Source organism: Pseudomonas sp. TWI628 (assembly GCF_039673865.1).
GTDB lineage: Bacteria > Pseudomonadota > Gammaproteobacteria > Pseudomonadales > Pseudomonadaceae > Aquipseudomonas.
The window spans coordinates 1-20,407 of record NZ_JBDJMM010000035.1 but is presented as its reverse complement, the minus strand read 5'-3'; the positions used below and the strand labels follow the sequence as shown (position 1 = coordinate 20,407).

Sequence of the window (20,407 nt, the reverse complement as noted above, 5' to 3'; positions counted from 1 at the left end):
AAAACCGTTTCAGTGAAGCTCCTTTTTGCCACAGGTTTCACTCGGACCGCCAGAGGTACTGCCATGACCCTACGTATCGCCATCAATGGATTCGGCCGCATCGGGCGCAATGTCCTGCGCGCACTGTATACCCAAGGCTACCGCCAGGACCTGCAGGTCGTCGCCATCAACGACCTGGGTGACAGCGCGATGAACGCCCACCTGCTCAAATATGACAGCGTGCACGGCACATTCGATGCGCAGATCGAGGCCGACCATGAAAGCCTGACGGTCAATGGTGACCGTATCGCGGTCAGCGCCATCCGCAACCCGGCCGAACTGCCCTGGAAGGCCGAAGCGATCGACGTGGTGTTCGAATGCACCGGGCTGTTCACCGACCGCGCCAAGGCCGCCGCACACCTGGCTGCGGGCGCCGGCAAGGTGATCGTCTCGGCGCCGGGCAAGGGTGTCGATGCCACCGTGGTGTACGGGGTCAACCACGATATCCTGCGGGCTTCGCACCAGATCATCTCCAACGCCTCGTGCACCACCAACTGCCTGGCGCCGATCGCCCAGGTGCTGCACCGCGAGTTCGGCATCGAACAGGGGCTGATGACCACCATCCACGCCTATACCAACGACCAGGTGCTGACTGACGTCTACCACAGCGACCCGTACCGTGCCCGCTCGGCCACCCAGTCGATGATCCCGAGCAAGACCGGCGCCGCCGAAGCCGTGGGCCTGGTGCTGCCGGAACTGGCCGGCAAGCTCACCGGCATGGCCGTGCGGGTGCCGGTGATCAACGTGTCGCTGGTCGACCTGACCGTCAACCTCAAGCGCGAGGCTACCGCCGAGCAGGTCAACCAGCTGTTCCTCGAAGCCAGCCGGCACTCCAAGGTCCTCGGCTACAACGCACTGCCACTGGTGTCGTGCGACTTCAACCACAACCCGCTGTCGTCGATCTTCGATGCCAACCACACCCGCGCCAACGGGCGGATGCTCAAGGTGCTGGCCTGGTATGACAACGAGTGGGGGTTCTCCAACCGCATGCTGGACAACTGTTTGGCGTTGGCCAGCGCGCGCTGAGGGGCTCCTGGCTTTGGCGCCTGTGAGATCGAGCGCCGCCCGCGCGGCGCTCGATCTCACCGGCGCTGAAAATGCCGAGGCATGCACCCGGCCCTCACGATCTTTACCTTTTCCTAACAAATCCAGGCTTGACCTGACCGGGAGATGATAAGCATTATCATTAACCTTTCGTCGGCCAGGTCCCCCCGTGAGTCAGTCCCGGTTCAACTCCGTCTTCCTCGTCCAGCGCCTTTCCCTGCTGCGCACCCTGCAGCGCATGGTGGGCAACCCCAGCACCGCCGAGGACCTGCTGCAGGAAACCTACCTGCGGGTGTCCCGCGCCTTGGGCGAGCGGCCCATCGAACACCTCGAACCCTTCGTGTTCCAGACCGCCCGCAACCTCGCCCTGGACCACCTGCGTTCAAGGCGTGCGCAGGCGCGCATGCTGGTCGACGATGTGCCCGACGAGGTGCTGCACAATGTCGCGTCGCCGCTCGGCAGCAGCGAGGACGCTGCGCACGCCGAACAACTGCTCAAGCACCTGAGCGTCAGCCTCAACCAGCTGACCGAGCGCCAGCAGCGCATCTTCATCCTCAGCCGCCTGCATGGCGCCAGCTACATGGAAATTGCCGAGCAACTGCAAGTCTCTGCCAGCACGGTTCAGAAGGAACTGAAACTGATCATGGCGATCTGCATGGGCGTGGCCGACCGCCTCAAATGAGCCGACCGATGCGGCGTATCCCTTGCCATGCTTCGCCCAAGCCTTGATCATTCGCAAAAATACCTGCAAGGACCCACCGTGACCGACAGCCCCGTCACTCGCCCGTCAGCTACCGGGCCCGACGCCCGCGCCCGTGCGCTGGACGAGGCGCTGGACTGGCTCGTGCGCCTGCAGTGCGCCAGCGAAGCCGACACCCTGGCTTTCGAACAATGGCTCAGCGCAGCCCCGGAAAACGCCGAAGCCTACGTCGAGGCCGAAGCCTTGTGGAACGGCACCCCGCTGCGCCAGGCCGCCCTGCACCTGCACCAGCACCAGCGCCGCTCGCTGCGTGGCCGCTTGCGTGCGCACTGGAAGCCACTGGCGACCGCCGCCATGCTGCTGGTCGGGCTGTTCACCTTCGGCAACCTGCCGGTGCGCCTGCAGGCGGACCACCTGACCGTGGTCGGTGAACGCCAGCGCCTGGAGCTGGATGACGGCGCCAAGGTCCTGCTCAACACCAATTCCGCCTTCGCCAGCGACCAGCAGGGCGGCCGCCAGGTCGCACGCCTGCTGCAAGGCGAGGCGTACTTCCAGGTGCCCGGTGGCGCCCAGCTGCCGCTGGAAGTGCAGGCAGGGCCAGTGCGCGCGCAGGTGCGCGACACCGATTTTGCCGTGCGCTACCTCGATGGCGAGGCTCAGGTTCGCGTGCAGCGCGGAGACATCGACCTGCAGGCCGCCAGCGACCAGCGCATCCGCCTCAGTGCCGGCGACAGCATCAGTGTCGGCCCGCATGGCTTCGGCCAGCGCCAGCGCCCGGACATGCACAAGGACCTTGCCTGGGTCGACGGCCGCCTGGTGTTCGAGAACTGCCCGTTGAGCCAGGTGCTGGCGGAAGTGCGGCGCTATTACCCCGGCTGGATCATCAACCGCAACGACCACCTCGACGACATGGCGGTGACCGGCAACTACCGCCTCGACCAGCCGCTGGAAACCCTGCGCGCCCTGGCCCACATCACCTCGGCACAGCTTCACGAATGGCCCGCCGTGGTGATCATCAACTGACCTGAAATTTTTTTACGCGATCGCGCAACCCCGCCCGTCTCGTTATAGCCAATGCAACTGATTCTTGTTTGAGACAAGAACGGTCATCACTTATAACAGTTCGCGCGTCAGGGAGCGCTTTCGATGCCCACAGGTCCATCTCGCCCGTCCACCCTTCCCCGCCGTACCGGCCAGCTGTCGCTGCTGACGCTGGCGCTGCTCGCCAGCGGTGCCTGCAGCCTGCCGGCGCTGGCCGCCGAACCGGCCCAGGCCAGCAGCCCGCGCATGGGCGACTACCGCTTCAGCATCGCCCAACAGCCTCTGGTTGAAGCAATCAATGCCTTCAGCAAGGCCACCGGTTGGCAGGTTGGTTTCAGCGCCGAGCTGGCCGACGGCGTGGCATCGCCGGGCGTGCAAGGTTCGCTGCCAGCGGAAGCCGCACTCAAGCGTCTGCTCCAGGGCACGGGGCTGAGCTTCCGTACAATCAGCAACGGTAACGTGGTGCTCGAACGCCAGTCGGCGGGCAACGCCATCGCCTTGCAGCAAATGACCGTCAGCGCCACCCGTAACGCCCAGGATGTGAGCCAGGTGCCGAGCACCGTGAGCGTGCAGACCCGCGAGCAACTGGACCGGCAGAACGTCAACAACATCCAGGAACTGGTGCGTTACGAACCGGGTGTGTCGGTGGGCGGCACCGGCCAGCGCAGTGGCCTGAACGGCTACAACATCCGCGGCATCGACGGCGAGCGTGTGCTCACCCAGGTCGATGGCGTGTCGATCCCCGACAGCTTCTTCTACGGCCCCTACGCCCAGACCCAGCGCAATTACGTCGACCCCGAGATCGTCAAGCGCGTGGAAATCCTCCGCGGCCCGGCTTCAGTGCTGTACGGCAGCAACGCCATCGGCGGGGCGGTGAGCTACTTCACCCTCGACCCGGACGACATCATCAAGCCCGGCAAGGACGTTGGCGCACGTCTGAAGACCGGCTACAACTCGGCCGATGAGAGCTGGCTGACCTCAGCTACCGTGGCTGGCCGCACGGGTGATTTCGACGGCCTGCTGCACCTGAGCCAGCGCAACGGTCACGAGACCGATTCCTACGGTAGCCACGGCGGCACCGGCCTGTCGCGGACCGAGGCCAACCCGGAAGACGTGCGCACCACCAACGTGCTGGCCAAGCTGGGCTGGAACTACGCCGACGATGCCCGCCTGGGGCTGACCTACGAGCGTTACAAGGATGACCGCGACCAGAACATCCTCAGCGCCGTCGGTGGCCCGTTCACCAACGGCAGCGGCCTGGGCATGTACCGCAGCCGCACCGGCAACGACACCGTGACCCGCGAGCGCTTCGGCATCAACCATGAATTCGGCCTGGATTCGCTGGTTGCCGACCACCTCAAATGGAGCCTGAACTACCAGGTGGCCAAGACCGACCAGAGTACCGAGGAAGTCTACTTCCCGTTCAGCCGCACCGTGCTGCGCACCCGCGACACCACCTACAAGGACCGCCAGTGGGTGTTCGACGCCCAGCTGGACAAGGCCTTCAGCGTCGGCGCCACCGACCACCTGCTGACCTATGGCACCACCCTCAAGCACGAGAAGGTCACCGGCTCGCGCAGCGGCACCGGCACCTGCCTGGCAGTCGGTGGTGCCTGCCGCGCCATCGGCCAGGTCAGCACCAGCGACGCCCAGGCACTGGTCAGCGACTTCCCCGACCCGACCGTGAACACCTACAGCCTGTTCGTGCAGGATGAAATTCGCTGGAACAACTGGACCTTCATGCCCGGCGCACGCTACGACTACACGCGCATGGAGCCGAAGTTCACCGAGGCGTTCCTGCGGGGCATCCAGGGTTCGGGCGCCGCTCCCGGCAGCGTCGACGACTCGGACAAGAAGTGGCACCGCGTTTCACCCAAGTTCGGCCTGACCTACGCCTTCAACGACAACTACACCTGGTACGGCCAGTACGCCGAAGGCTTCCGCACCCCGACGGCCAAGTCGATGTACGGGCGCTTTGAAAACCCGACCCTGGGTTACCGCGTGCAGGGCAACCCCGGGCTCGAACCGGAAAAGAGCAAGAGCTACGAAACCGGCCTGCGCGGCAACTTCGACGCCGGCAACTTCGACGTGGCAGTGTTCTACAACAAGTACCGCGACTTCATCGACGAAGACGCCGTGCAGTCGGCCAACCTGGAAACCACGTTCCAGGCCAACAATATCAAGCACGCCACCATCAAGGGCGCCGAGATCAAGGGCCGCCTGAACCTCGACCACTTCGGTGCGCCGCAGGGCCTGTACACCCAGGGCTCGATCGCCTATGCCCATGGCCGCAACGATGACAACGGCCAGCCGCTGAACAGCGTCAACCCGCTGACCGGCGTGTTCGGCCTGGGTTACGAGCAGCCGAACTATGGCGGCCTGCTGAGCTGGACCCTGGTCAAGCGCAAGACCCGTGTCGACGACACCACGTTCTTTGCGCCGGACGGGCAGAGTTCGCAGTTCCGTACCCCGGGTTATGGGGTGCTGGACCTGAGCGGCTTCTACAAGGTGACCGACGACGTCAGCGTCAACGCCGGGCTGTACAACCTGACCGACAAGAAGTACTGGCAGTGGGATTCGGTGCGTGGCTACGACGGCCAGGGTGAAGCGGGTGTGACCCAGCCGGCCAACCTCGACCGCCTGACCATGCCGGGGCGCAACTTCGCCATCAATGTGGTGTGGGATATCTGACGGTACGGCTTGAGTATTAACTGCGCCTGTGAGACCGAGCGCCGCCCGCGCGGCGCTCGATCTCACAGACGCTGCAAAAATCACCACAAACCCATTTTTTTACTGTCCCTGCCACGCTGTTTCGTCTTGTCACTAGACGCCCTCATTTACCAAGGACACGCCCATGACCGACCGCCCAGCCCTGCGCTCGCAACGCCTGAACCAGGCCACCCACGCTCCGCACAGCGAGCTCGACGCCCTGGTCAAATCCCACGCGCCATTCGACAGCCGTGAAAGCTTCGCCCGCTTCGTCGTCGCCCAGTACCTGTTCCAGGCCGAACTGCAAGCGCTGTACAACGACCCGCAACTGATCGCCATCGTCCCCGACTTGGCCCAGCGCTGCCGCGCCGAGCAGGCCCGCCTGGACCTGGCTGACCTGAATACCGAAATCCCGGCCGCCGTGCCCGGCGCCCTGCACAATCCGACCCTGGGTGAAGCCCTGGGCTGGATCTTCGTCTCGGAAGGCTCCAAACTTGGCGCTGCGTTTCTGATCAAGCGTGCCGCGGCCCTGGAGTTGTCCGACAATTTCGGTGCCCGCCACCTCGGCGAGCCTGCCGGTGGCCGTGCCGAAGGCTGGAAGCAGTTCACCCGCATCCTTGATGGCCTGGAATTGTCACCCGAACAAGACGCCGCCGCCGAGCGCGCTGCAGTTGCCGCCTTCGAGCGCTTCACCGAACTGCTCAAGCATGCCTACGCCGCCGACGCCGCGCTGGCCTGAGACGCATCAACCGGCCACCTCTCCGGTGGCCGGACGTTTTTTGCAGTGAGACCATGACCCGACCCGCCCGCTCGAAACTGTCCCGCCTGCTGTATGGCATCCTGGCTTACGTAAGCTTGGGGATAGGCCTGGTCGCCATCGTCATTCCCGGCCTGCCGACCACCGAGTTCATCCTGCTGGCCGCCTGGGCCGCCACGCGCAGTTCGCCACGCCTGTCCGCCTGGCTGGAGAACCATCGCCTGTTCGGGCCGATCCTGTACAACTGGCGCAACGGCAAGGTGATCCAGCGCCGTGCCAAGGTCAGTGCCACCGTCAGCATGCTGCTGTGCGCAGGCCTGATGCTGGTGTTCCTCGAACACCACTGGCCGGTGTTTCTGGCGATTGCCGGCATGACCCTGGGCAACCTGTGGATCTGGTCGCGCCCGGAACACCCGTGCGCCGCTCCCTCACAAGCTCAACAGCCCTGAATACAGCAGGTAGGCAGCCAGTGCCGCCCCCGCCAGCACGGCCGCAAAAATCAGCTTTTCCCAAGTGGTGAACAACGTCTGCCCTTGCTCGTGCTTGGCCCGGGCAAACAGGATGACCCCTGGGGCGTAGAGCAGTGCCGACAGCAGCAGGTACTTGAGGCCGCCCGCGTACAACAGCCACACCGCATACAGCAGCGCCAGCGCCGCCACCAGCAGGTCCTTGCGCCGCAGCCCCGCCTGCCCTCGGTAACTCTCGCCGCGCCAGGCCAGCAGCACCGCATAAGCCGCCGACCACAGGTATGGCACCAGAATCATCGACGATGCCAGGTAGATCAGGCTGGTATAGGTACCTTCCGAGACCAGCGTGATCAGCAGGAAGCCCTGGATCATGCAGTTGGTCAGCCACAGGGCATTGGCTGGCACGTGGTTGGCGTTTTCCTTGGCCAGGAAGCGCGGCATGGTCTTGTCGCGCGCCGTGGCATAAAGAATTTCTGCGCACAGCAGTGCCCACGACAGCAAGGCCCCCAGCAACGAAATCGCCAGGCCGATGCTGATCAACAGGCCACCCCAGGGCCCGACGATATGCTCCAGCACCGAGGCCAAGGACGGGTTCTGCAACCCGGCCAGTTCCGGCTGGGTCATCACCCCCAGCGACAGCACGTTGACCAGCACCAGCAGCGCCAGCACCCCGAGAAAGCCGATCACCGTGGCCTTGCCGACATCGGAACGGCGCTGCGCCCGCCCGGAATATACGCTGGCACCCTCGATACCGATGAACACGAACACCGTGACCAGCATCATGTTGCGCACCTGGTCCAGCACATTGCCGAACTGCGGGTTGCTCATGCCCCAGATATCGCGGGTGAAGATATCGGCGCGGAAGGCAAAGGCGGCGATGACGACGAAGATCAGCAAGGGCACCACCTTGGCCACGGTGGTCACCTGATTGATGAACGCCGCTTCCTTGATGCCACGCAGCACCAGAAAGTGCACGGCCCACAGCAGCAACGAGGCGCAGCCGATGGCAATCGGCGTGTTGCCTTCGCCAAACACCGGGAAGTAGAAGCCCAGGGTGCTGAACAGCAGCACGAAATAGCCGACGTTGCCCAGCCAGGCGCTGATCCAGTAGCCCCAGGCTGACGAAAAGCCCATGTAATCGCCGAACCCGGCTTTCGCATAGGCGTATACCCCTGAATCCAGCTCAGGCTTGCGGTTGGCCAGGGTCTGGAACACGAAGGCCAGCGCCAGCATGCCCACTGCGGTGATCGCCCAGCCGATCAGCACGGCGCCGACGTCGGCACGTGCTGCCATGTTCTGCGGTAACGAGAAGATCCCGCCACCAATCATCGAACCGACCACCAGCGCGATCAGTGCCCCCAGACGCAGCTTTTGTCCCGGCTCGCTCATGGGCCTCCCTTTTTTTGGTGCTGTCATGCGTTTGAAACAGCCATGGGCGCCATATAAATGCTGTCACTTATATAGCCTAAACCATTAAACCTATAGCAGTAATAACCACAATGTCTATCGCCGTACCTCTGTAAAAACTAGCAGGTGCCCAGCAACTAGAAAAGCATTCGTTAAAACTCGAAATTCTCGTGAAAAATTTGCGAAAGCGACAAAAGCGGCTAGCTTCAGACATCGCAGGCCAAACGGAGCGTTTGCTCTAGAAGGACATGGAGATGCCAGCGCAGAAGGCCTGCAGCTGAGCAGTCGGCACGCTCCAGGAGTCGCGTGTAGGAAATTTCCTACCCTCGCGTTGCCATGAACTGATCCATGTCAGGTCATGGACCAGGCGTCAGATTTATTCTGTCGTCAACTTTCTCCTGGCAGGAGTTGTTAAATGTCTGATTCATCCGGAAAACTAAAACTCGGCGCGTTAGTTGCACTTGTGGTCGGTTCGATGATTGGCGGCGGGATCTTCTCGCTGCCGCAAAACATGGCCGCCAGTGCAGGGGTTGGTGCGGTACTGATTGGCTGGGCGATCACCGCGGTGGGCATGCTGACGCTGGCCTTCGTGTTCCAGACCCTGGCCAACCGCAAGCCTGACCTGGATGGCGGTGTTTACGCCTATGCCAAGGCTGGCTTCGGCGACTACATGGGCTTTTCATCAGCCTGGGGCTACTGGATCAGTGCCTGGCTGGGCAACGTCGGCTACTTCGTGTTGCTGTTCAGCACCCTCGGTTACTTCTTCCCGATCTTCGGCGAAGGCAACACCCCGGCGGCGATCATCGGTGCCTCGGTGCTGCTCTGGGCCGTGCACTTCCTGGTACTGCGTGGCATCAAGGAAGCGGCATTCATCAACCTGGTCACCACCGTGGCCAAGGTCGTGCCGCTGGGGCTGTTCGCCCTGATCTGCCTGTTCGCCTTCAAACTCGACATCTTCACCGCCGACATCTGGGCCGTGGGCACGCCTGACCTGGGCAGTGTGATGAACCAGGTGCGTAACATGATGCTGGTCACCGTCTGGGTGTTCATCGGTATCGAAGGCGCGAGCATCTTCTCGGCACGGGCGGAAAAACGCTCCGACGTCGGCAAGGCCACGGTCATCGGTTTCGTCACCGTGCTGCTGTTCCTGGTGCTGGTCAACGTGCTGTCGCTGGGCATCATGACCCAGCCAGAGCTGGCCAAGCTGCAGAACCCATCGATGGCTGCGGTACTTGAGCATGTGGTCGGCCACTGGGGCGCGGTGCTGATCAGCGTCGGCCTGGTGATCTCGTTGCTGGGGGCCTTGCTGTCGTGGGTGCTGCTGTGCGCCGAGATCATGTTCGCCGCCGCCAAGGACCACACCATGCCGGAGTTCCTGCGCCGCGAGAACGCCAACCAGGTGCCGGCCAACGCCCTGTGGCTGACCAACGCCATGGTGCAGATCTTCCTGGTCATCACCCTGTTCTCCAGCAGTACCTACCTGTCGCTGATCTACCTCGCCACCTCGATGATCCTGGTGCCTTACCTGTGGTCGGCGGCTTATGCCTTCCTGCTGGCACTGCGCAGCGAAACCTACGAGCAGGCCCTTGCCGAGCGGCAGAAGGACCTGATCATCGGCGGCATCGCGCTGATATACGCCATCTGGCTGCTGTATGCCGGCGGCGTGAAATACCTGCTGCTCTCGGCCCTGCTCTATGCCCCTGGCGCGATCCTGTTCGCCAAGGCCAAGCGTGAGGTGGGCCAACCGATCTTCACCAACGTGGAAAAACTGATCTTCGCAGCCGTGGTCATCGGCGCCCTGGTGGCAGCCTTCGGCCTGTATGACGGCTTCCTGACCCTTTGACCCACGTCTTCGTTCAATTGGAGGAATGAAACCATGTCCGCTGAAAAACAGAAGTACGGTGTCCACTCCGAAGCCGGCAAACTGCGCAAGGTAATGGTTTGCGCACCGGGCCTGGCGCACAAGCGGCTGACGCCAAGCAACTGTGACGAGCTGCTGTTCGACGACGTGATCTGGGTCGACCAGGCCAAGCGTGACCACTTCGACTTCGTCACCAAGATGCGTGAGCGCGGCGTCGATGTGCTGGAAATGCACAACCTGCTGACCGACATCGTCCAGCAGCCCGAAGCCCTGAAGTGGATTCTCGACCGCAAGATCACCGATGACACCGTTGGTGTGGGCCTGAACAACGAAGTGCGCAGCTGGCTCGAAAGCCTTGAGCCACGTCACCTGGCCGAGTTCCTGATCGGTGGCGTGGCCGGCCAGGACCTGCCGCAGAGCGAAGGCGCCGATGTGGTCAAGATGTACAACGACTACCTGGGCCACTCCAGCTTCATCCTGCCGCCGCTGCCCAACACCCAGTTCACCCGCGACACCACCTGCTGGATCTACGGCGGCGTGACGCTGAACCCGATGTACTGGCCGGCGCGTCGCCAGGAAACCCTGCTGACCACCGCCATCTACAAGTTCCACAAGGAGTTCACCGGTGCCGACTTCCAGGTCTGGTACGGCGACCCCGACAAGGATCACGGCCAGTCCACCCTCGAAGGCGGTGACGTGATGCCGATCGGCAACGGCATCGTGCTGATCGGCATGGGCGAGCGCACCTCGCGCCAGGCCATCGGCCAGCTGGCTCGCAACCTGTTCGCCAAGGGCGCAGTCAGGGAAGTCATCGTCGCCGGCCTGCCGAAGTCCCGCGCCGCCATGCACCTGGACACCGTGTTCAGCTTCTGCGACCGCGACCTGATCACGGTCTTCCCGGAAGTGGTGAAAGAGATCGTGCCGTTCATCATTCGGCCGGACGAAAGCAAGCCCTATGGCATGGACGTGCGCCGCATCAACAAGTCGTTCATCGAAGTGGTCGGCGAGGAGCTTGGGCTCAAGGATGGCCTGCGCGTCGTAGAGACCGGCGGCAACAGCTTCGCCGCCGAACGTGAACAGTGGGATGACGGCAACAACGTGGTGGCCATCGAACCCGGCGTGGTCATCGGCTACGACCGCAACACCTACACCAATACCCTGCTGCGCAAGGCCGGCATCGAAGTCATCACCATCAGCGCCGGCGAACTGGGCCGTGGCCGTGGCGGCGGCCACTGCATGACCTGCCCGATCGTCCGTGACCCAATCGATTACTAACGACCATTGCCCCCGGCCGCCCTCACGAAGCGGCGGCCGGTGTGTTCACCAAACCCAAGGAGAAAAGTCATGGCGTTCAATATTCACAACCGCAACCTGCTCAGCCTCGAACACCACAGCACCCGCGAACTGAAATACCTGCTGGACCTGTCCCGCGACCTCAAGCGCGCCAAATACACCGGCACCGAGCAGCAGCACCTGAAGGGCAACAACATCGCCCTGATCTTCGAGAAGACCTCGACCCGCACCCGCTGCGCCTTCGAAGTCGCCGCCTATGACCAGGGCGCCAACGTTACCTACATCGACCCCAACTCTTCGCAGATTGGCCACAAGGAAAGCATGAAGGACACCGCCCGCGTACTCGGGCGCATGTACGACGCCATCGAGTACCGCGGCTTCAAGCAGGAAATCGTCGAAGAACTGGCCAAGTTCGCCGGCGTCCCGGTGTTCAACGGCCTTACCGATGAATACCACCCGACCCAGATGATCGCCGACGTGCTGACCATGCGTGAGCACAGCGACAAGCCGCTGCACGACATCAGCTACGCCTACCTGGGAGACGCCCGCAACAACATGGGCAACTCGCTGCTGCTGATCGGCGCCAAGCTCGGCATGGACGTGCGCATCGCCGCACCCAAGGCGCTGTGGCCACATGATGACCTGGTCGAGCGTTGCCACAAGTACGCCGAAGAAAGCGGCGCACGCATCACCCTGACCGAAGACCCCAAGGCTGCGGTCAAGGGCGTCGACTTCATCCACACCGACGTCTGGGTCTCGATGGGCGAGCCGATCGAAGCCTGGGGCGAGCGCATCAAGCAGCTCAAGCCTTACCAGGTGAACAAGGAGCTGATGAAAGCCAGCGGCAACCCACGGACCAAGTTCATGCACTGCCTGCCGGCCTTCCACAACTCCGAGACCAAGGTCGGCAAGCAGATTGCCGAACAGTACCCGGACCTGGCCAACGGCATCGAAGTGACCGATGACGTGTTCGAGTCGCCGGCATGCATCGCCTTCGAGCAGGCGGAAAACCGCATGCACACCATCAAGGCGATCCTGGTTTCGACCCTGGCTGACCTGTAAGCCGGCCGCGCCGCCCCTACTCATGGGGCGGCGCCCTTCCCTCTTCGTTAAAGGACATTCCCCATGCGTATCGTTGTTGCATTGGGCGGCAACGCCCTGCTGCGCCGTGGCGAACCCATGACCGCTGACAACCAGCGCGCCAATATCCGCACGGCCACTGAACAGATCGCCAAGATTCACCCCGGCAACGAACTGGTCATCGCCCACGGCAACGGCCCGCAGGTTGGCCTGCTGGCCCTGCAAGGCCTGTCGTACAAGCCCGACGAGGCCTACCCGCTGGACGTGCTCGGCGCCGAGACCGAAGGCATGATCGGCTACATGATCGAACAGGAGCTGGGCAACCTGCTGGACTTCGAAGTGCCGTTCGCCACCCTGCTGACCCAAGTGGAAGTGGACGCCAACGACCCGGCCTTCAAGGACCCGAGCAAGTTCATCGGCCCGGTCTACAGCAAGGAAGACGCCGAGCGCCTGGCCAAGGAAAAAGGCTGGGTGGTCAAGCCCGACGGCGACAAGTACCGCCGCGTGGTCGCCAGCCCGAAACCCAAGCGCATCTTCGAAATCCGCCCGATCAAGTGGCTGCTGGAAAAAAGCAGCATCGTGATCTGCGCCGGTGGTGGTGGCATCCCCACAATGTACGATGAGCACAAGAAGCTCAAAGGCATCGAGGCGGTGATCGACAAGGACCTGTGCTCGGCGCTGCTGGCCGAACAGCTGGAAGCCGACCTTCTGGTAATCGCCACCGACGTCGATGGCGCCTACATTGACTGGGGCAAGCCGACGCAGAAAGCCATTGCCCAGGCCCACCCCGACGAGCTCGAACGCCTCGGCTTCGCGGCCGGTTCCATGGGGCCGAAGGTGCAGGCTGCCTGCGACTTTGCCCGGCACACCGGCAAAGTGGCGGTGATCAGCTCGCTGGAGAACATCGAGGGCATCGTCAAAGGCGTCGCCGGTACCCGCGTGAGCACCGAAAAGCCAGGCATCAGCTACCGTTGATTGCAGTGGGCGGGCTTACCGGGCCCGCCATTTTCACCTTCCGGAGGAGTTTGCCATGGCCCAGTTCCACCCCGGTCATGTACACATCGAGCGCACTGCGCTGACCAAGAACGACCACAGTTACGACCTCAACATCGAGTACGAAGCGTTTTCAGACCCCAAGGAAGGCAGAGGCATCCAGTTCCGCATGCATGGCATCATCGAGGGCAAGACCGTCGATGAGCAGTTCTTCCTGGCCAAGGACCAGGTGTTGCCGAGTTTTCTCAGCGTGGCTTCGCGTAAGGCCCAGTCCTACCTCGCGTCGCACCAGAAGTTCGAAACCCTGGGTTCGCCGCACAAGCTTTACGACGCCATGTTCGAAGACATCCGCCAGAAGCTGGATGTGAAATCGGGCGACCCGATAAAGCCTGAACACCTCGAGTAACTCCAAGGCCTGGGCTGCTTCGCAGCCCATCGCAGGCATGCGCAATACCTGTGGGAGCCGCGCTTGCCGGCGATGGGCCGCAAAGCGGCCCCGGCGATGTTAAGGCATACTACCGCCCTCCCAGGCCACCACTTTCACCGTCCCCATGCGCATCCACGTCAGCTTCATCGACCGCGTCGGCATCACCCAGGAAGTCCTCGCCCTGCTCGGTGCCCGCAACCTCAACCTGGACGCCGTGGAAATGATCCCGCCGAACGTCTACATCGACGCCCCCACGCTCAGCCCGGCAGTGCTCGAAGAGCTCCACGACGCGCTGTTCGAAGTCCGTGGCGTGCAGTCGGTGGACGTGGTCGATATCCTCCCCGGCCAGCGCCGCCACCTGCAACTCGACGCCCTGCTGGCAGCCATGAGCGACCCGGTGCTGGCGGTCGACAGTGCCGGCAAGGTGCTGCTGGCAAACCCGGCGCTGATCGCCCTGTGCGGCCGAGAGTCCGCAGGGCGCACGGTGGGCGAACTGTTCAACGACCCGGACCTGCTGCAGGCGCTGCTGGACAACAACTTCCACCTGCCGATGCGCGAGATGCAACTCAACGGCCAGAGCTTGCTGCTGGACGCCTCGCCGATCACCAACGCCGGCGGCCTGCTGACGTTGTATGCGCCCAACCGCATGGGCGAGCGCCTGTCGGCCCTGCACCACGACCATGCCGAAGGCTTCGATGCGCTGCTCGGCGAATCACCAGCAATCCGCACCCTCAAGGCCCGCGCCCTGCGCGTGGCGGCCCTCGACGCCCCCCTGCTGGTACACGGCGAAACCGGTACCGGCAAGGAACTGGTGGCCCGCGCCTGCCATGCCATCAGCAGCCGCCAGGCCGCACCGTTCCTCGCCCTCAACTGCGCTGCGCTTCCCGAGAGCCTGGCAGAGAGCGAGCTGTTCGGCTATGCCCCCGGCGCCTTCACCGGGGCCCAGCGCGGCGGCAAGCCGGGGCTGATGGAGCTGGCCAACCAGGGTACGGTGTTTCTCGACGAGATCGGCGAAATGTCGCCGTACTTGCAAGCCAAGCTGTTGCGTTTTCTCAGTGACGGCAGCTTCCGCCGGGTGGGCGGCGACCGCGAGGTGAAGGTGGATGTGCGCATCATCAGCGCCACCCACCGCGACCTGGAACGCATGGTCGCCGAAGGCACCTTCCGTGAAGACCTGTTCTACCGGCTGAATGTGCTCAACCTGCAGGTACCACCGCTGCGTGATCGTGGCCAGGACATCCTGATGCTGGCGCACTACTTCATGCAGCAGGCCTGCACGCAGATCCAGCGCCCGGCCTGCCGGCTGACGCCTGCCACCCATTCGGCACTGCTGGCCAACCCTTGGCCCGGCAACGTGCGCCAGCTACAGAACGTGATCTTCCGTGCAGCAGCGATCTGCGAAAGCAACCTGGTGGATATCGGTGACCTGGACATCGCCGGGACATCGGTGGCGCGTGGGCAGGACGGCGACGTGGCCAGCCTGGAGCAGGCAGTGGGGGACTTCGAGCGTGAACTGCTGCAACGGTTGTATGCCAGTTACCCTTCGACCCGGCAACTGGCGGGGCGACTGCAGACTTCGCACACGGCTATTGCACAACGCTTGCGCAAATACGGTATTCCAGCGAGAAACTAAAGCTTTATACCGTTTGGTTTCAGATTACTCCTACGGGTCAGACCAATACTTCAACAAGCACTGCTGCGAAAATGGCGCTCATCTTTGTTGATGGAGAGAGAGCGCCTCTCATGCTTGAACTCGACTTCTACGGCACATTGGTCGCCGCCTCACTGGTGCTGTTACTAGGCCACGGGCTGGTGACGCGTGTCGCTGTCCTGCGAACCTACAATATCCCCGAACCTGTTGCAGGCGGCCTGGTCGTTGCCCTGCTCCTGCTGGTGTTACGCAGCTTCGACCTGAAAGTGCAATTCGATACTTCATTGCAAGCACCGTTGATGCTGGCGTTCTTCGCCACCATCGGACTGAACGCAGACTTCGCCAGTTTGAAAAAAGGCGGGCGCGTGGTCGGCATCTTCCTGGTCGTGGTGACCGGCTTGCTGCTGGTGCAGAATGCCATGGGCATCGGCCTGGCCACGGCATTGGGGCTGGATCCGTTGATGGGCCTGCTGACCGGCTCCATCACGCTGTCCGGCGGCCACGGCACGGGCGCGGCCTGGAGCAGCACCTTCAGCGAAAAATATGGCCTGGCCTCCGCCTCGGAACTGGCCTTGGCCTCCGCCACCTTTGGCTTGGTGCTGGGTGGCCTGATCGGCGGCCCGGTTGCCCGCCTGCTGATCAAGCGCGTGCAGACGCCCGGCCAGGATCAGGCAGTAGCGCACTTGCCAAAAGGCTTTGAAGAGCCTGAAAAAGAACGCCTGATTACACCGTTCTCATTCATCGAGACGTTGGCACTCATATCGGTCAGCCTGCTTGGCGGCACCTTGCTCAATAGCCAACTGCATAGCACGGCATTCGAATTGCCGACATTCGTTTGCGTGTTGTTTGTTGGCGTCCTGTTACGCAACGGCCTATCTGCACTGGGTGTGTATCAGGTGTTCGAACGCGAAGTCTCAGTGCTGGGCAACGTCAGCCTGTCGCTGTTCCTGGCCATTGCACTGATGTCGCTCAAGTTGTGGGACCTGGCGGCCCTGGCCCTGCCCTTCCTGATTATCCTGGCCGCACAGACGTTGCTCATGGCGCTGTTCGCGATCTTCGTCACCTTCCGGGTCATGGGCAGCAATTACGATGCAGCGGTATTGGCAGCCGGGCATTGCGGATTCGGCCTGGGTGCCACGCCAACCGCCATCGCCAACATGCAAGCCGTAACCCACCGCTTCGGGCCTTCGCATCTGGCGTTTCTGGTGGTGCCGATGGTAGGAGCATTCTTCATCGATATCATCAATGTCATCGTCATCAAGCTGTACCTGGCATTGCCGTTTTTCGCTGCGGGCTAAGCCCAAACGCCTCATTGTATTGATTTCAATACAGCGTATTGAAATCAATACAAACCCCTTCCGATCCGTCTGTGCAAGGGTTTGATCCCCAAACTCTTTTTCCTTCGTTGCCAACTGTAGCGTTTTCATTCCAAAACAATTGCAGAATGATGACGATCAATATTCAACCTATTGTTTTATAAGACTTTTTTACGACTGGCCGCATTATTGCTAAGGGAATCCTAACCCAAGAGCGCGGACGCACCGCGCCCAACGCCCTGCTTCCCGAGGATTCCCCATGAGCGAGTTGCGTTTCACCGAAGATCACGAATGGCTGCGCGTCGAAGCCGACGGTAGCGTCACTGTGGGCATCACCGCCTACGCCCAGAACGCCCTTGGCGATGTGGTTTTCGTGCAACTGCCTGAACTGCAGCAGTATGAAAAAGGCAACGAAGCGTCCACCGTCGAATCGGTCAAGGCCGCCAGCGGCGTGTACATGCCCCTGACCGGTGAAGTGGTCGAGGTCAACGATGGCCTCAACGACAGCCCTGAACTGGTCAACGAAGACCCGCTGGGCGAAGGCTGGTTCTTCCGCTTCATCCCGGCCGACATGAGCGAAGTCACCGCCCTGCTCGACCAGGACGCCTACGACCGCCTGATCAAAGCCAACGACGACGCCTGAGGAATCCGACCATGACCATCAACCTCGGCACCGCCAACGAATTCATCGCCCGTCACATCGGCCCACGCGCCGCTGACGAGCAGGCCATGCTCGCCACCCTGGGCTTCGACTCGCTGGACGCCATGAGCGCCGCCGTCATCCCCGACAGCATCAAGGGCACCAGCGTGCTCGGCTCGGAAGACGGCCAGAGCGAGGCCGATGCCCTCGCTGCGCTGAAAGCCATCGCCGGCAAGAACGAACTGTTCAAGAGCTACATCGGCCAGGGCTACTACAACACCCACACCCCGGCACCGATCCTGCGCAACCTGCTGGAAAACCCGGCCTGGTACACCGCCTACACCCCGTACCAGCCTGAAATCTCCCAGGGCCGCCTGGAAGCGCTGCTGAACTTCCAGACCCTGATCAGCGACCTTACCGGCCTGCCGATCGCCAACGCATCCTTGCTCGACGAAGCCACCGCTGCTGCCGAAGCCATGACCTTCTGCAAGCGCCTGTCGAAGAACAAGGCCAGCCACGCGTTCTTCGCCTCCGTGCACTGCCACCCGCAGACCCTCGACGTGCTGCGCACCCGTGCCGAACCGCTGGGCATCGAGATCGTGGTTGGCGACGAGCGTGAACTGAACGATGTCAGCGCCTTCTTCGGCGCCCTGCTGCAATACCCGGCCAGCAATGGTGAAGTGTTCGACTACCGCGAAGTCGTCGAGCGTTTCCACGCCGCCAACGCCCTGGTTGCCGTTGCCGCCGACCTGCTGGCCCTGACCCTGCTGACCCCGCCGGGCGAGTTCGACGCCGACGTGGCCATCGGCAGCGCCCAGCGCTTCGGCGTGCCACTGGGCTTCGGTGGCCCGCACGCGGCCTACTTCGCCACGCGCGATGCCTTCAAGCGCGACATGCCAGGCCGCCTGGTCGGCGTGTCGATCGACCGCTTCGGCAAGACCGCCCTGCGCCTGGCCATGCAAACCCGCGAACAGCACATCCGCCGCGAGAAGGCCACCAGCAACATCTGCACCGCCCAGGTGCTGCTGGCCAACATCGCCAGCATGTTCGCCGTGTACCACGGCCCGGCCGGCCTCAAGCGCATTGCCGAACGCACTCACGCCCTGACTGCAATTCTGGCAGCCGGCCTGAAAGCCCTGGGCCTGGAAGTGGTTGGCGAAACCGCCTTCGACACCCTGACCCTGGCCACCGGCAGCGCCACCGCCAGCCTGCACGACAAGGCCCGCGCCCAGCGCATCAACCTGCGCCAGATCGACGCCACTCACCTGGGCCTGTCGCTCGACGAAACCAGCACCCAGGCCGACGTCGAGGCCCTCTGGCAACTGTTCGGCGCTGACCAGGCCCAGCCTGACTTCGCCGCCCTGGCCGCCAGCACCGGCTCGCGCCTGCCGGCCGCCCTGCTGCGCCAGTCGGCCATCCTCGAGCACCCGGTGTTCAACCGTTACCACAGCGAAACCGAGCTGATGCGCTACCTGCGCCGCCTGGCCGACAAGGACCTGGCGCTGGACCGCAGCATGATCCCGCTGGGCTCGTGCACCATGAAGCTCAACGCTGCCAGCGAAATGATCCCGGTGACCTGGGCCGAATTCGGCAACCTGCACCCGTTCGCCCCGGCCGCGCAGAGCCAGGGCTACCTGCAGATGACCACCGAGCTGGAAGCCATGCTCTGCGCCGCCACCGGCTACGACGCCGTGTCGCTGCAGCCCAACGCCGGCTCCCAGGGTGAGTACGCAGGCCTCTTGGCCATCCGTGCCTACCACCGCAGCCGTGGCGAAGGCCACCGCGACATCTGCCTGATCCCGTCTTCGGCCCACGGCACCAACCCGGCGACCGCCCACATGGCCGGTATGCGCGTGGTGGTCACCGCTTGTGACGCCCGTGGCAACGTCGATGTCGAGGACCTGCGGGCCAAGGCCATCGAACACCGCGAGCGCCTGGCCGCGATCATGATCACCTACCCGTCGACCCACGGCGTGTTCGAGGAAGCGATCGGCGAAATCTGCGCGATCATCCATGACAACGGCGGCCAGGTTTATATCGACGGTGCCAACATGAATGCCATGGTCGGCCTCTGCGCCCCGGGCAAGTTCGGCGGCGACGTGTCGCACCTGAACCTGCACAAGACCTTCTGCATTCCGCACGGTGGTGGCGGCCCAGGCGTCGGCCCGATTGGCGTCAAGTCGCACCTGGCGCCGTTCCTGCCAGGCCACGCTGCGCTGGCAAATACCGAGGGCGCGGTGTGCGCCGCGCCGTTCGGCAGCGCCAGCATCCTGCCGATCACCTGGATGTACATCCGCATGATGGGCGGTGCCGGCCTCAAGCGTGCTTCGCAGATGGCGATCCTCAACGCCAACTACATCGCCCGCCGCCTGGAAGAGCACTATCCTGTCCTGTACACCGGTGGCAATGGCCTGGTCGCCCACGAATGCATCCTCGACCTGCGCCCGCTCAAGGACACCAGCGGCATCAGCGTCGATGACGTGGCCAAGCGCCTGATCGACTTCGGTTTCCATGCACCGACCATGTCGTTCCCGGTGGCCGGCACGCTGATGATCGAACCGACCGAAAGCGAGTCCAAGGAAGAACTGGATCGTTTCTGCGACGCGATGATCCAGATCCGCGAAGAAATTCGCGCAGTGGAGAACGGCAGCCTGGACAAGGACGACAACCCGCTGAAGAACGCCCCGCACACCGCGGCCGAGCTGGTTGGCGAATGGGCCCATGGCTACAGCCGCGAGCAGGCGGTGTACCCGCTGCCGAGCCTGGTGGAAGGCAAGTACTGGCCGCCGGTCGGCCGGGTCGACAACGTGTTCGGCGACCGCAACCTGGTCTGCGCCTGCCCGTCGATCGAGAGCTATCAGGACGCCTGATAGCTCCCAGGTTTGCCACCTACCCTGTGGGAGCGGGGGGTTGGCCCGCGAGGTCACAAAAAAAAAACAAAAAAAATACGGGTTAACCCCCACCCCCCACCCACCCCCCCCC

Annotated in this window: 16 protein-coding genes; 15 read left to right on the top strand and 1 reads right to left on the bottom strand. The window is 63.1% G+C overall.

Features of this window, described 5'->3' with window-relative positions; genetic code table 11:
* The first annotated feature begins 63 nt into the window (after window positions 1–63).
* From gap to ABE528_RS23375, 6 genes are all read left to right on the top strand, one after another.
* A complete protein-coding gene (gap, locus tag ABE528_RS23400; RefSeq protein ID WP_152958712.1) occupies window positions 64–1,065 on the top strand; it encodes a type I glyceraldehyde-3-phosphate dehydrogenase in 1,002 nt (333 codons plus the stop codon).
* Window positions 1,066–1,252: 187 nt separating this feature from the next.
* The gene (locus ABE528_RS23395; RefSeq protein WP_346654182.1) at window positions 1,253–1,765 is read left to right on the top strand and encodes an RNA polymerase sigma factor; all 513 of its coding nucleotides are present in this window, start codon (window positions 1,253–1,255) and stop codon (window positions 1,763–1,765) included.
* A gap of 78 nt (window positions 1,766–1,843) precedes the next feature.
* Window positions 1,844–2,806, top strand: a complete 963-nt coding sequence (locus ABE528_RS23390) for a FecR domain-containing protein (protein ID WP_346654181.1) — start codon at window positions 1,844–1,846, stop codon at window positions 2,804–2,806.
* 123 nt (window positions 2,807–2,929) lie between these two features.
* On the top strand, window positions 2,930–5,515 hold the full coding sequence (locus tag ABE528_RS23385) for a TonB-dependent receptor (RefSeq protein WP_346654180.1): 2,586 nt from the start codon (window positions 2,930–2,932) through the stop codon (window positions 5,513–5,515).
* A gap of 163 nt (window positions 5,516–5,678) precedes the next feature.
* Window positions 5,679–6,272, top strand: a complete 594-nt coding sequence (locus tag ABE528_RS23380) for a biliverdin-producing heme oxygenase (protein WP_346654179.1) — start codon at window positions 5,679–5,681, stop codon at window positions 6,270–6,272.
* 53 nt (window positions 6,273–6,325) lie between these two features.
* Entirely contained in the window at window positions 6,326–6,739 is a 414-nt protein-coding gene (locus tag ABE528_RS23375) for a YbaN family protein (RefSeq protein WP_152958716.1), read from the top strand.
* On the opposite strand, the gene arcD (ABE528_RS23370) is transcribed toward ABE528_RS23375, so the two are convergent.
* Complete coding sequence (arcD, locus tag ABE528_RS23370; RefSeq protein ID WP_152958717.1) at window positions 6,719–8,146, bottom strand: arginine-ornithine antiporter; 1,428 nt, start codon at window positions 8,144–8,146, stop codon at window positions 6,719–6,721. The two genes, ABE528_RS23375 and arcD (ABE528_RS23370), sit on opposite strands and share 21 nt — an antisense overlap.
* Before the next feature lie 433 nt (window positions 8,147–8,579).
* On the opposite strand from arcD (ABE528_RS23370), the gene arcD (ABE528_RS23365) reads away from it, so the two are divergent.
* The 9 genes from arcD (ABE528_RS23365) to gcvP all read left to right on the top strand — a co-directional run bounded on the left by arcD (ABE528_RS23365) (window position 8,580) and on the right by gcvP (window position 20,295).
* Entirely contained in the window at window positions 8,580–10,007 is a 1,428-nt protein-coding gene (arcD, locus tag ABE528_RS23365; protein ID WP_152958718.1) for an arginine-ornithine antiporter, read from the top strand.
* Window positions 10,008–10,040: 33 nt separating this feature from the next.
* Window positions 10,041–11,300 (top strand): arginine deiminase, encoded by a 1,260-nt coding sequence (gene arcA, locus ABE528_RS23360; protein ID WP_152958719.1) that lies wholly within the window; start codon window positions 10,041–10,043, stop codon window positions 11,298–11,300.
* A gap of 69 nt (window positions 11,301–11,369) precedes the next feature.
* Window positions 11,370–12,380: an ornithine carbamoyltransferase gene (locus tag ABE528_RS23355; RefSeq protein ID WP_346654178.1), complete on the top strand. Its 1,011-nt coding sequence runs from the start codon at window positions 11,370–11,372 to the stop codon at window positions 12,378–12,380.
* A gap of 63 nt (window positions 12,381–12,443) precedes the next feature.
* Window positions 12,444–13,373: a carbamate kinase gene (arcC, locus tag ABE528_RS23350; RefSeq protein WP_152958720.1), complete on the top strand. Its 930-nt coding sequence runs from the start codon at window positions 12,444–12,446 to the stop codon at window positions 13,371–13,373.
* Between the two features lie 55 nt (window positions 13,374–13,428).
* Window positions 13,429–13,797 carry a DUF5064 family protein gene (locus tag ABE528_RS23345; protein ID WP_152958721.1) on the top strand — a complete coding sequence of 123 codons (369 nt, stop codon included), beginning with the start codon at window positions 13,429–13,431 and terminating at the stop codon, window positions 13,795–13,797.
* A 145-nt stretch (window positions 13,798–13,942) separates the two neighbouring features.
* Window positions 13,943–15,451 carry a sigma-54-dependent transcriptional regulator gene (locus ABE528_RS23340; protein WP_152958722.1) on the top strand — a complete coding sequence of 503 codons (1,509 nt, stop codon included), beginning with the start codon at window positions 13,943–13,945 and terminating at the stop codon, window positions 15,449–15,451.
* Between the two features lie 110 nt (window positions 15,452–15,561).
* Window positions 15,562–16,767, top strand: a complete 1,206-nt coding sequence (gene gltS / locus ABE528_RS23335) for a sodium/glutamate symporter (protein ID WP_346654177.1) — start codon at window positions 15,562–15,564, stop codon at window positions 16,765–16,767.
* A gap of 277 nt (window positions 16,768–17,044) precedes the next feature.
* Complete coding sequence (gene gcvH / locus ABE528_RS23330; RefSeq protein WP_152958724.1) at window positions 17,045–17,428, top strand: glycine cleavage system protein GcvH; 384 nt, start codon at window positions 17,045–17,047, stop codon at window positions 17,426–17,428.
* 11 nt (window positions 17,429–17,439) lie between these two features.
* Entirely contained in the window at window positions 17,440–20,295 is a 2,856-nt protein-coding gene (gcvP, locus tag ABE528_RS23325) for an aminomethyl-transferring glycine dehydrogenase (protein WP_346654176.1), read from the top strand.
* Window positions 20,296–20,407: the final 112 nt, after the last annotated feature.

Excerpts from the sequence above, each read along its gene's own strand:
- gap (WP_152958712.1), top strand. The coding sequence starts at position 64 with ATGACCCTACGTATCGCCATCAATGGATTCGGCCGCATCGGGCGCAAT.
- ABE528_RS23385 (WP_346654180.1), top strand. The coding sequence starts at position 2,930 with ATGCCCACAGGTCCATCTCGCCCGTCCACCCTTCCCCGCCGTACCGGC.
- ABE528_RS23380 (WP_346654179.1), top strand. The coding sequence starts at position 5,679 with ATGACCGACCGCCCAGCCCTGCGCTCGCAACGCCTGAACCAGGCCACC.
- ABE528_RS23375 (WP_152958716.1), top strand. The coding sequence starts at position 6,326 with ATGACCCGACCCGCCCGCTCGAAACTGTCCCGCCTGCTGTATGGCATC.
- arcD (WP_152958717.1), bottom strand. The coding sequence starts at position 8,146 with ATGAGCGAGCCGGGACAAAAGCTGCGTCTGGGGGCACTGATCGCGCTG.
- arcD (WP_152958718.1), top strand. The coding sequence starts at position 8,580 with ATGTCTGATTCATCCGGAAAACTAAAACTCGGCGCGTTAGTTGCACTT.
- arcA (WP_152958719.1), top strand. The coding sequence starts at position 10,041 with ATGTCCGCTGAAAAACAGAAGTACGGTGTCCACTCCGAAGCCGGCAAA.
- ABE528_RS23355 (WP_346654178.1), top strand. The coding sequence starts at position 11,370 with ATGGCGTTCAATATTCACAACCGCAACCTGCTCAGCCTCGAACACCAC.
- arcC (WP_152958720.1), top strand. The coding sequence starts at position 12,444 with ATGCGTATCGTTGTTGCATTGGGCGGCAACGCCCTGCTGCGCCGTGGC.
- ABE528_RS23345 (WP_152958721.1), top strand. The coding sequence starts at position 13,429 with ATGGCCCAGTTCCACCCCGGTCATGTACACATCGAGCGCACTGCGCTG.
- ABE528_RS23340 (WP_152958722.1), top strand. The coding sequence starts at position 13,943 with ATGCGCATCCACGTCAGCTTCATCGACCGCGTCGGCATCACCCAGGAA.
- gltS (WP_346654177.1), top strand. The coding sequence starts at position 15,562 with ATGCTTGAACTCGACTTCTACGGCACATTGGTCGCCGCCTCACTGGTG.
- gcvH (WP_152958724.1), top strand. The coding sequence starts at position 17,045 with ATGAGCGAGTTGCGTTTCACCGAAGATCACGAATGGCTGCGCGTCGAA.
- gcvP (WP_346654176.1), top strand. The coding sequence starts at position 17,440 with ATGACCATCAACCTCGGCACCGCCAACGAATTCATCGCCCGTCACATC.